Source organism: Pseudomonas sp. BE134 (assembly GCF_031456105.1).
In the GTDB taxonomy this organism is placed as follows: Bacteria; Pseudomonadota; Gammaproteobacteria; order Pseudomonadales; family Pseudomonadaceae; genus Aquipseudomonas.
In genome coordinates this window covers 186,219-196,793 of record NZ_JAVDUA010000006.1, presented here as the reverse complement: position 1 = coordinate 196,793, position 10,575 = coordinate 186,219, and the positions used below count along the sequence as shown (strand labels likewise).

Sequence of the window (10,575 nt, the reverse complement as noted above, 5' to 3'; positions counted from 1 at the left end):
TTCCACTAATTAGGATCGTCGGGCATCGATTCTCATCGAGGCGCGGGGCCACAACCCCACTCAGACGCCGGATAGATGAAAGCAAGCCAAACACGGCATCAAAAACAGTATTGCAGAAAAGGGGGTAACCATAGATGTGGGAGCCAGCCTGCTGGCGATGGGGCCATGTCAGTCGACATCTTTATCGCCTGTAATACCGCAATCGCCAGCAGGCTGGCTCCCACAGGTTTTGTGTTGTGCCGGGAAATCCTGCTCAAAAACGACCCCCACCCGTACTGAAAGCGCTACAGCGGAACGATATCGCTACACCCCTCTTCAATCACGGCTGTACAAGGCTTTGATCCACCTCGGCTTTCTTCCCTGCCCCTGCCCGTATCGATTTCGCTACAGCGCACACGTTTCACCCGCCCAAAAAAATCAATAAAACATTGATTAATAAGGACAAAATCAACATTGGCCGCGTTCTTGCTATGTAGTCCGTCATAACAGGGCTTTTTGCCCAAGCATTCAATAGCGTCCACCAGACGAGTCTGGCCCCCTTAGGAGTTCCCATGAGCGAGTTGCGTTTTACTGAAGATCACGAATGGCTGCGCACCGAAGCTGACGGCACCGTTACCGTCGGCATCACCGCTTTCGCACAGAACGCCTTGGGCGACGTAGTTTTCGTACAACTGCCTGAGCTGCAGTCCTACGACAAAGGCGCTGAAGCCGCCACCGTGGAATCGGTAAAAGCCGCCAGCGGCGTCTACATGCCACTGGACGGTGAAGTGCTGGAAGTCAACCCGGCACTCGACAGCAGCCCTGAACTGGTCAACGAAGATCCGCTGGGCGAAGGCTGGTTCTTCCGCTTCCAGCCAAGCGACGCCTCGGCGGTCGCCAAAATGCTGGACCAGGACGCCTACGACCGTCTGATCAAAGCCAACGCCGAAGCCTGAGGAGCGCTGACATGACCCAAGTACCTTCTGTTTCTGTAAGCCTGACCACCGCCAACGAATTCATCGCCCGTCACATCGGCCCGCGTGCCGGCGACGAGCAAGCGATGCTCAACAGCCTCGGCTTCGACTCGCTGGAAGCCCTGAGCGCCAGCGTGATCCCGGACAGCATCAAAGGCACCAGCGTCCTGGGCCTGGAAGACGGTTTGAGCGAAGCCAAGGCCCTGGCTTCGATCAAAGCCATCGCCGATAAAAACCAGCTGTTCAAGACCTTCATTGGTCAGGGCTACTACGGCACCCACACGCCGTCGCCGATCCTGCGCAACCTGCTGGAAAACCCGGCCTGGTACACCGCATACACCCCGTACCAGCCGGAAATCTCCCAGGGCCGTCTCGAAGCGCTGCTGAACTTCCAGACCCTGATCAGCGACCTGACCGGCCTGCCGATTGCCAACGCTTCCTTGCTCGACGAAGCCACCGCCGCTGCCGAAGCCATGACCTTCTGCAAACGCCTGAGCAAGAACAAGGGCAGCCACGCCTTCTTCGCCTCCGTGCATTGCCACCCGCAAACCCTCGACGTGCTGCGCACCCGTGCCGAGCCGTTGGGCATCGACGTTGTGGTCGGCGACGAGCTCGAACTGACTGACGTGACGCCGTTCTTCGGCGCCCTGCTGCAATACCCGGCCAGCAACGGTGACGTGTTCGATTACCGCGAACTGACCGAACGCTTCCACGCCGCCAACGCTCTGGTCGCCGTGGCCGCTGACCTGCTGGCCCTGACCGTGCTGACGCCGCCGGGTGAATTCGGTGCCGACGTGGCCATCGGCAGCGCCCAACGTTTCGGTGTGCCGCTGGGCTTCGGTGGTCCGCACGCGGCGTACTTCTCCACCAAAGATGCGTTCAAGCGCGACATGCCGGGCCGTCTGGTCGGTGTCTCGGTGGACCGTTTCGGCAAGCCGGCCCTGCGCCTGGCCATGCAGACCCGTGAGCAACACATCCGTCGCGAGAAGGCCACCAGCAACATCTGCACCGCCCAAGTATTACTGGCCAACATCGCCAGCATGTACGCCGTGTACCACGGTCCGAAAGGCCTGACCCAGATCGCCAACCGCGTACATCACCTGACCGCCATTCTGGCCAAAGGCTTGAGCGCACTGGGCCTGACCGTCGAACAAGCCGCTTTCTTCGACACCCTGACCCTGAACACCGGCGCCAACACCGCCAAGCTGCACGATCAGGCGCGCGCCCAGCGAATCAACCTGCGCGTGGTCGATGCTCAGCGTCTGGGCCTGTCCCTCGACGAAACCACCACCCAGGCCGACATCGAGACCCTGTGGAGCGTGCTGGCTGACGGCAAAGCCCTGCCAGACTTCGCCGCCCTCGCCGCGTCGGTGAAAAGCGCAATCCCGGCTGAGCTGGTTCGCCAGTCGCCGATCCTCAGCCACCCGGTGTTCAACCGTTATCACTCGGAAACCGAGCTGATGCGCTACCTGCGCAAGCTGGCCGACAAGGACCTGGCACTGGACCGCACCATGATCCCGCTGGGTTCGTGCACCATGAAACTCAACGCTGCCAGCGAAATGATCCCGGTGACCTGGGCTGAATTCGGTGCCCTGCACCCATTCGCCCCGGCCGAGCAAAGCGCCGGCTACCAGCAGCTGACCGACGAACTGGAAGCGATGCTGTGCGCCGCGACTGGCTACGACTCGATCTCGCTGCAACCGAACGCCGGTTCGCAAGGTGAATACGCCGGTCTGCTGGCGATTCGCGCCTATCACCAGAGCCGTGGCGAAGACCGCCGCGACATCTGCCTGATCCCGTCGTCGGCCCACGGCACCAACCCGGCCACCGCCAACATGGCTGGCATGCGTGTGGTCGTGACCGCTTGCGATGCACGCGGCAACGTCGACATCGAAGACCTGCGCGCCAAAGCCATCGAGCACCGCGAGCACCTCGCCGCGTTGATGATCACCTACCCGTCGACCCATGGCGTGTTCGAAGAAGGCATCCGCGAAATCTGCGGCATCATTCATGACAACGGCGGCCAGGTGTACATCGACGGCGCCAACATGAACGCGATGGTAGGCCTCTGCGCACCGGGCAAGTTCGGCGGCGACGTGTCGCACCTGAACCTGCACAAAACCTTCTGCATTCCACACGGCGGTGGCGGCCCGGGCGTCGGCCCGATTGGCGTGAAATCGCACCTGACGCCGTTCCTGCCGGGCCACGCCCAGATGGAACGCAAGGAAGGCGCCGTTTGCGCAGCACCGTTCGGCAGCGCGAGCATTCTGCCGATCACCTGGATGTACATTCGAATGATGGGCGGCGCAGGTCTCAAACGCGCTTCGCAGTTGGCGATCCTCAATGCCAACTACATTTCCCGTCGCCTTGAAGAGCATTACCCAGTGCTGTACACCGGCAGCAACGGCTTGGTGGCGCACGAATGCATCCTCGACCTGCGTCCACTGAAAGACAGCAGCGGCATCAGTGTCGATGACGTCGCCAAGCGCCTGATCGATTTCGGCTTCCACGCACCGACCATGTCGTTCCCGGTTGCCGGCACGCTGATGATCGAGCCGACCGAAAGCGAATCCAAGGAAGAACTGGATCGCTTCTGCGACGCCATGATCCGCATCCGCGAAGAAATCCGCGCCGTGGAAAACGGCACGCTGGACAAGGACGACAACCCGCTGAAGAACGCTCCGCACACCGCGGCGGAAATCGTCGGCGAGTGGACGCATCCTTACAGCCGTGAGCAAGCGGTTTACCCGGTTGCATCGTTGATCGAAGGCAAATACTGGCCACCGGTCGGTCGCGTCGACAACGTGTTTGGCGATCGCAACCTGATCTGCGCCTGCCCATCGATCGAGCTTTACGCCTAAAGCAGCTGCAAGCTCTAAGCTTCAAGCTACAAGTTAAAAGCCTGCGGGCTCTTACTTGCAGCTTGTAGCTTGCTGCTGACATCTGCGACTCCGGAGCCCAACCATGTCGTTAAGCGTGTTCGACCTGTTCAAGATTGGCATCGGCCCCTCCAGCTCCCACACCGTCGGTCCGATGCGCGCAGCCGCGCGGTTCGCCGAAGGTTTGCGCCGTGAAGGGCTGTTGGCAGCCACCAACTGTGTCAAAGTCGAGCTCTACGGCTCGCTCGGCGCTACCGGCAAGGGGCACGGCAGCGACAAGGCTGTGTTGCTCGGCCTGGAAGGTGAACACCCGGACACCGTGAATACCGAAACCGTCGCCGCTCGTCTGCAAAACATCCGTGACAACGGTCGCTTGAACCTGCTCGGCGAACACAGTATTGCGTTCAACGAGAAAGAACACCTGGCGATGATTCGCAAACCGTTGGCCTATCACCCCAACGGCATGATCTTTCGTGCCTTCGACGCTGCCGGCCTGCAGATCCGCAGCCGCGAGTACTACTCGGTCGGCGGTGGTTTTGTGGTCGATGAAGACGCCGCCGGTGCCGACCGCATCGTCGAAGACGCCACACCCCTGACCTTCCCGTTCAAAAGCGCCAAGGATCTGCTCGGTCATTGCACCACCTACGGCCTGTCCATCAGCCAGGTGATGCTGACCAACGAAAGCGCCTGGCGCCCGGAAGCGGAGACCCGCTCCGGCCTGCTGAAGATCTGGCAAGTGATGCAAGACTGCGTCGATGCCGGTTGCCGCAACGAAGGCATTCTGCCCGGAGGGTTGAAGGTCAAACGTCGCGCCGCAGCCCTGCATCGACAACTTTGCAAAAACCCGGAATCGTCGTTGCGCGATCCGCTGTCGGTGCTGGATTGGGTCAACTTGTACGCACTGGCGGTCAACGAAGAAAACGCCAACGGCGGACGCGTCGTGACCGCACCCACAAACGGTGCGGCAGGCATTGTCCCGGCAGTGTTGCATTACTACATGCGCTTTATTCCTGGGGCTACCGAAGATGGCGTCGTGCGCTTTCTGCTGACTGCGGCGGCCATTGGCATTCTCTATAAAGAAAACGCCTCGATCTCTGGCGCCGAAGTCGGTTGCCAGGGCGAGGTCGGCGTGGCTTGTTCGATGGCCGCCGGCGCCCTGTGCGAGGTTCTTGGCGGCACCGTACAGCAAGTGGAAAACGCCGCCGAAATCGGCATGGAACACAACCTCGGCCTGACCTGCGACCCGATTGGCGGGCTGGTGCAAGTGCCTTGCATCGAGCGCAACGCCATGGGCTCGGTGAAAGCGATCAACGCGGTACGCATGGCCCTGCGCGGCGACGGTCAGCACTTCGTCTCCCTCGACAAGGTCATCCGCACCATGCGCCAGACCGGCGCCGACATGAAAAGCAAATACAAGGAAACCGCCCGTGGCGGTTTGGCGGTCAACATTATCGAGTGCTGATGCTCACGCGCATTCGCACACTTTTTCAGGAGCTGAATATGTCCACCGAACAATTGCTGAAAACCCCATTGCACGCCCTGCACATCGAACTCGGTGCGCGCATGGTGCCCTTCGCCGGCTATGACATGCCGGTGCAATACCCGCTCGGCGTGATGAAAGAACACCAGCACACCCGTGATCAGGCCGGGTTGTTCGATGTTTCGCACATGGGCCAGATCCGCCTGACCGGCGCCAATGCCGCCAAGGCTCTGGAAACCCTGGTGCCGGTGGACATCATCGACCTGCCAGTGGGCATGCAGCGTTACGCGATGTTCACCAACGAAACCGGTGGCATCCTCGACGACCTGATGGTCGCCAACCTCGGTAACGACGAACTGTTCCTGGTGGTCAACGCGGCCTGCAAGGATCAGGACCTGGCGCACCTGCGCAAGCACATTGGCGAGCAGTGCACCATCGAGCCTTTGTTCGAAGAACGCGCCCTGCTGGCCCTGCAAGGTCCGGCCGCGGTCACCGTGCTCGCGCGCCTGGCACCCGAAGTGACGAAAATGACCTTCATGCAGTTCGCCCGCGTGAAACTGCTGGGCGTTGACTGCTTTGTCAGCCGTTCGGGGTACACCGGTGAAGACGGTTTCGAAATCTCGGTACCGGCCGCCAACGCCGAAGCCCTTGCCCGCTCGCTGCTGGCTGAAGTTGAAGTAGAGGCCATCGGCCTCGGTGCTCGCGACTCGTTGCGTCTGGAAGCCGGCCTGTGCCTCTATGGCCATGACATGAATACCGACACCACCCCCATCGAAGCCAGCCTGCTGTGGGCCATCTCCAAGCCTCGTCGTGCCGATGGCGCGCGGGCTGGCGGCTTCCCTGGCGCTGAAACCGTGTTCGCACAACAACAAGGCGGTGTCAGCCGCAAGCGCGTCGGTCTGCTGCCCCAGGAACGCACGCCAGTGCGTGAAGGCGCGGAAATCGTCAACGAAGCCGGCGATATCATCGGTACTGTTTGCAGCGGTGGCTTCGGCCCGACACTCGGTGCCCCGTTGGCCATGGGTTACGTCGACAGCGCCTATATCGCTATCGATACCCCCGTATGGGCGATTGTCCGTGGGAAAAAGGTGCCTTTGCTTGTAAGCAAAATGCCATTTGTTGCTCAACGCTACTATCGCGGTTGATTGACTGTTTCTATAAGTAACGCGGTTGCGTTAACAGTGCACTAATGTGTAACGCAACCGCCATAAAACAGTGCGCATCATTCGTTTTTGAACGCTGCTTATAACGTTCGAAAACAAGTGAACGACAACAAAGAATAAGACCGCACTAGTGGATCGACTAGTGTGCTCAACCTGAGGAAAACCGGGCCTCTGACGGGGCTTGTTTTTTCTCCCGTAGTTGGCGTAGAGTTTGTCCACTGTGTTTGCATGGGTCGCTTGGAATCGTGACCTGGGCAGTAGCCTACAAGTTAGCTACATCCCGTTCGACGTCTTCTTACTCTCCTGCAACCAGCCCCAGTACTCTTTCATGAGAAAGCGACTGTCATTAATTTTAGCGTCAAAGGAAATAAGAAATGTCCCAACGTCAGAGCGGTACCGTCAAGTGGTTTAACGACGAGAAAGGTTTTGGTTTTATCACTCCTGAAAGCGGTCCGGATCTGTTCGTGCATTTCCGCGCCATCCAGGGCAATGGCTTCAAGAGCCTGAAAGAAGGCCAGAAAGTGACTTTCGTTGCTGTGCAAGGCCAGAAAGGCATGCAGGCTGACGAAGTACAAGCAGAAGCTTAAACTCCTGTAACGAAAAAGCCCCTGATGCTGACATCAGGGGCTTTTTTGTGCGCGTAAATCCGTAAAATGGCTTTTTTTTCTGTCCAGAGGCTGCCATGTCGAAACACCTGCTCAACCCCCAGGGCGAGTTTCCCGCCGTCACCCTGGGTCGTCGCCTGGCAGCGATGTTCTATGACTTCCTGTTGTGTACCGCCCTGCTGATCGTCACCAGCGGTATTTACAAGATGATCCAGATGGCGATCCTCGGCGAAGAGAAAATGCGCACCCTGACCGAAGCTGGCGCACTGGACGGTGATCCATTGCTCTCGACCGTGCTGCTGTTTGTATTGTTCGGCTTCTTCGCCAAGTTCTGGACCTGGTCAGGCCAGACCCTCGGCATGCAAGTGTGGTGCATCCGCGTACAGAATGCCGATGGCTCGTCCATCAGCCTGTGGCAGGCTCTGTTGCGGTTTGTGGTGTCGATAGCGTCCTGGCTATGCGGTGGGCTGGGATTCTTCTGGTCGCTGTTCGACAAGCAGAAGCGCAGCTGGCATGACATCTACTCCAATACGCAGCTGGTGCGGATTCCGAAGAAAACCAAGTAAACCGCCAGATGCAAAAACGCCCCGATCAAATCGGGGCGTTTTTTTTACCAACGGTCAACGAATCAAGCGTTGCCGGCCAGTTTCATCCGCGCAGCCTGCGTGAAGTCGAGCATGCGCTTCAACGGCCGAATCGCTTGAGGGATCAACGCCGGATCAACAAAGATCTCGTTCGTCCCCTCTTTCAAGCTCTTGAGCGTGCGCTCAAGGGTGTTCATCGCCATCCACGGGCAGTGCGCGCAACTGCGGCACGCAGCGCCGTTACCGGCCGTTGGCGCTTCGATGAAGACCTTGTCCGGGCACATCTGCTGCATTTTGTAGAAAATGCCGCGATCAGTGGCGACGATCAGCGTTTTGTTCGGCAGGCTCTGGGCCGCTGCGATCAGCTGACTGGTGGAGCCGACGGCATCCGCCAGTTCGATCACCGCGGTTGGCGACTCTGGGTGCACCAGAATCGCCGCATCCGGGTACAGCGCCTTCATGTCTTCCAGCTGCTTGGACTTGAACTCCTCGTGGACGATGCAGGCACCATCCCATAGCAGCATGTCCGCACCGGTCTGGCGCTGAATGTAGGTACCCAGGTGTTTGTCCGGGCCCCAGATGATGGTCTCGCCGTTATCCATCAGGCTTTCGACAATCTCCAGCGCACAACTGGACGTCACCACCCAATCCGCTCGCGCTTTGACCGCCGCCGAGGTATTGGCATAGACCACGACGGTACGTTCCGGGTGCTGATCGCAAAACGCCGAAAACTCATCCACCGGGCAACCCAGGTCCAGCGAGCAGGTCGCTTCGAGGGTTGGCATCAGCACACGTTTTTCAGGGTTGAGGATTTTTGCGGTTTCGCCCATGAATTTCACCCCGGCGACCACTACGGTCTTGGCCGGGTGTGCATTGCCGAAGCGGGCCATCTCCAGCGAGTCGGAGACGCAACCACCGGTTTCTTCGGCCAGGGCCTGAATCACCGGATCGCAATAGAAGTGGGCAACCAGCACCGCGTCCTGAGCCTTGAGCTCGGCGGCGATGGCGGTACGGTAATAGGCTTCTTCCTCGGCGGTCAGCGGCTTGGGCTGCTTGGCGTCGAGGTGAGCCTGAACCAGAAGGCGTTCGGAAATCTGCGTCATGTTCGCAAGACCTGCAGGCGCATTTGCGCGAAAGTCGAGTATACACCCGGCTCCGGACCCATCAGGGTACCGCCGGGAGAGTGAGTATTCATCAGGCACGGACAGCGTTGAAGCTGCGCAAGGCTACAGAATATCCCGTGGATGCAAAAGATGATTCTGACCTGCCTGCGCCATACGGTGCAGCCCGGAACCTGGCCGACCTTAAATCGCAGGCAAAAAAAAATCCGGAAATCCTCACTTGCGTGGGCCTTCCAGACTTTTAAAACTGCTACAAAAATGGTGGGTCGTGTGGGATTCGAACCTACGACCAATTGGTTAAAAGCCAACTGCTCTACCAACTGAGCTAACGACCCGCTGTGTGGTGGCGCGTATAATACTGATTTTTAAGGACTATTCAACACCTAATTTGAAATAAATCAAAAATAAGGTGTTGGGTCACTGATTCCGGCCGCCGCGAAGCCTTCTGCACGCAGTCGGCAGCTGTCGCATTTGCCGCACGCATGGCCATTATCGTCCGCCTGATAGCAGGAAACGGTCAGCCCGTAATTGACCCCAAGCTTCACGCCCGCCTCGACGATCTGCGCTTTGCTCAGGTTCTGCAGAGGCGCCTGGATACGGAATCCATTGCCCTCTACACCAGCCTTGGTGGCCAGATTGGCCATGCGCTCGAAGGACTCGATGAACTCGGGCCGGCAGTCCGGGTAGCCGGAGTAATCCACCGCGTTGACACCAATAAAGATGTCGCGCGCACCCAGCACTTCGGCCCAGCCCAATGCCAGCGACAGGAACACCGTGTTGCGCGCTGGCACGTAAGTGACTGGAATGCCCTCCCCCAGCGCCTCCGGAATGTCGATGTTGCGGTCAGTCAGCGCCGAACCGCCCATACCATTCAGATTCAGGCCGATGACTTTGTGCTCGATTACACCAAGGTCTCGCGCGACGCGTTCGGCAGCGTACAACTCGGCATGAGAGCGCTGACCGTAATCGAAGCTCATGGTGTAGCAGCTGTAACCCTCGGCACGAGCCATGGCCACGACGGTCGCCGAATCCAGACCGCCGGAGAGCAGGATGACCGCACGTTTTTCAGCTGTGTTCAGTTGTTCCGTCATTTCAGCGCCCCGGCTCGTCATTCCAAAGATATTTATGCAGCTGCAATTGCAAACGCACTGGCAGGTTGTCCGCCACCACCCAATCCGCCAGGTCCCGAGCATTCAGGTCATGGTGACTAGGCGAGAACAGGACTTCGCCGGCGCGACGATCAAGACCGTACTGGATCAACTTGGACACGGCCCAGTCGTAGTCTTCCCGCGAGCAGATGACAAACTTAACCTGGTCGTTAGGTGTGAGCAGCTCGATATTTTCGTAGCGGTTGCGGTGTGCCTCCTTCGAACCCGGGGTTTTCAGGTCGACAACGCGACTGACCCGAGCATCTACTGCCGAGATATCGATCGAACCACTGGTTTCCAGTGACACTTCGTAACCGGCGTCGCACAACTGCTTGAGCAATGGGATGGCGTTAGGTTGGGCCAGCGGTTCGCCACCGGTGACACACACATAACGTGGGCGGAAACCGGCCACTTGCTCGAGGATGTCGTCGAGCGGGCGAATGGTGCCGCCAGTGAACGCGTAGGCGCTGTCGCAGTATTGGCAACGCAGCGGGCAACCGGTCAGGCGCACAAATACTGTGGGCAGCCCGGCAGTCCGCGTTTCACCCTGCAACGAGTAAAAAACTTCGGTAATTCTCAATGTGTCTTGCATAGTCGCCACGGGCATAACAGCTAAACAGGCTGTCCGCCTCCGTCAGGCAC

The 10,575-nt window shown here is 59.1% G+C and carries 9 protein-coding genes and 1 tRNA gene; 6 read left to right on the top strand and 4 right to left on the bottom strand.

Features of this window, described 5'->3' with window-relative positions; genetic code table 11:
- Positions 1-551 precede the first annotated feature (551 nt).
- From gcvH to J2Y56_RS07680, 6 genes are all read left to right on the top strand, one after another.
- The gene (gene gcvH, locus J2Y56_RS07705) at positions 552-935 is read left to right on the top strand and encodes a glycine cleavage system protein GcvH (protein WP_310349574.1); all 384 of its coding nucleotides are present in this window, start codon (positions 552-554) and stop codon (positions 933-935) included.
- Positions 936-946: 11 nt separating this feature from the next.
- Positions 947-3,814, top strand: coding sequence for an aminomethyl-transferring glycine dehydrogenase (gene gcvP / locus J2Y56_RS07700; RefSeq protein WP_310349571.1), 2,868 nt, complete (start codon positions 947-949; stop codon positions 3,812-3,814).
- A 103-nt stretch (positions 3,815-3,917) separates the two neighbouring features.
- Positions 3,918-5,294 (top strand): L-serine ammonia-lyase, encoded by a 1,377-nt coding sequence (locus J2Y56_RS07695; RefSeq protein WP_007949421.1) that lies wholly within the window; start codon positions 3,918-3,920, stop codon positions 5,292-5,294.
- Positions 5,295-5,332: 38 nt separating this feature from the next.
- The gene (gene gcvT / locus J2Y56_RS07690; protein WP_310349569.1) at positions 5,333-6,457 is read left to right on the top strand and encodes a glycine cleavage system aminomethyltransferase GcvT; all 1,125 of its coding nucleotides are present in this window, start codon (positions 5,333-5,335) and stop codon (positions 6,455-6,457) included.
- Positions 6,458-6,849: 392 nt separating this feature from the next.
- Positions 6,850-7,062 carry a cold-shock protein gene (locus J2Y56_RS07685; RefSeq protein ID WP_003175786.1) on the top strand — a complete coding sequence of 71 codons (213 nt, stop codon included), beginning with the start codon at positions 6,850-6,852 and terminating at the stop codon, positions 7,060-7,062.
- Positions 7,063-7,157: 95 nt separating this feature from the next.
- Positions 7,158-7,646, top strand: coding sequence for an RDD family protein (locus J2Y56_RS07680; RefSeq protein ID WP_007949417.1), 489 nt, complete (start codon positions 7,158-7,160; stop codon positions 7,644-7,646).
- A gap of 62 nt (positions 7,647-7,708) precedes the next feature.
- Here the strand turns inward: J2Y56_RS07680 and nadA are convergent, their stop codons facing one another.
- The 4 genes from nadA to queE all read right to left on the bottom strand — a co-directional run bounded on the left by nadA (position 7,709) and on the right by queE (position 10,525).
- Complete coding sequence (nadA, locus tag J2Y56_RS07675) at positions 7,709-8,767, bottom strand: quinolinate synthase NadA (RefSeq protein ID WP_310349567.1); 1,059 nt, start codon at positions 8,765-8,767, stop codon at positions 7,709-7,711.
- A gap of 277 nt (positions 8,768-9,044) precedes the next feature.
- Positions 9,045-9,120 (bottom strand) — tRNA-Lys (locus tag J2Y56_RS07670).
- A 63-nt stretch (positions 9,121-9,183) separates the two neighbouring features.
- On the bottom strand, positions 9,184-9,876 hold the full coding sequence (gene queC / locus J2Y56_RS07665) for a 7-cyano-7-deazaguanine synthase QueC (protein WP_007949415.1): 693 nt from the start codon (positions 9,874-9,876) through the stop codon (positions 9,184-9,186).
- Between the two features lies 1 nt (position 9,877).
- Positions 9,878-10,525 (bottom strand): 7-carboxy-7-deazaguanine synthase QueE, encoded by a 648-nt coding sequence (gene queE / locus J2Y56_RS07660; protein ID WP_007949414.1) that lies wholly within the window; start codon positions 10,523-10,525, stop codon positions 9,878-9,880.
- Between the last annotated feature and the right edge of the window lie 50 nt (positions 10,526-10,575).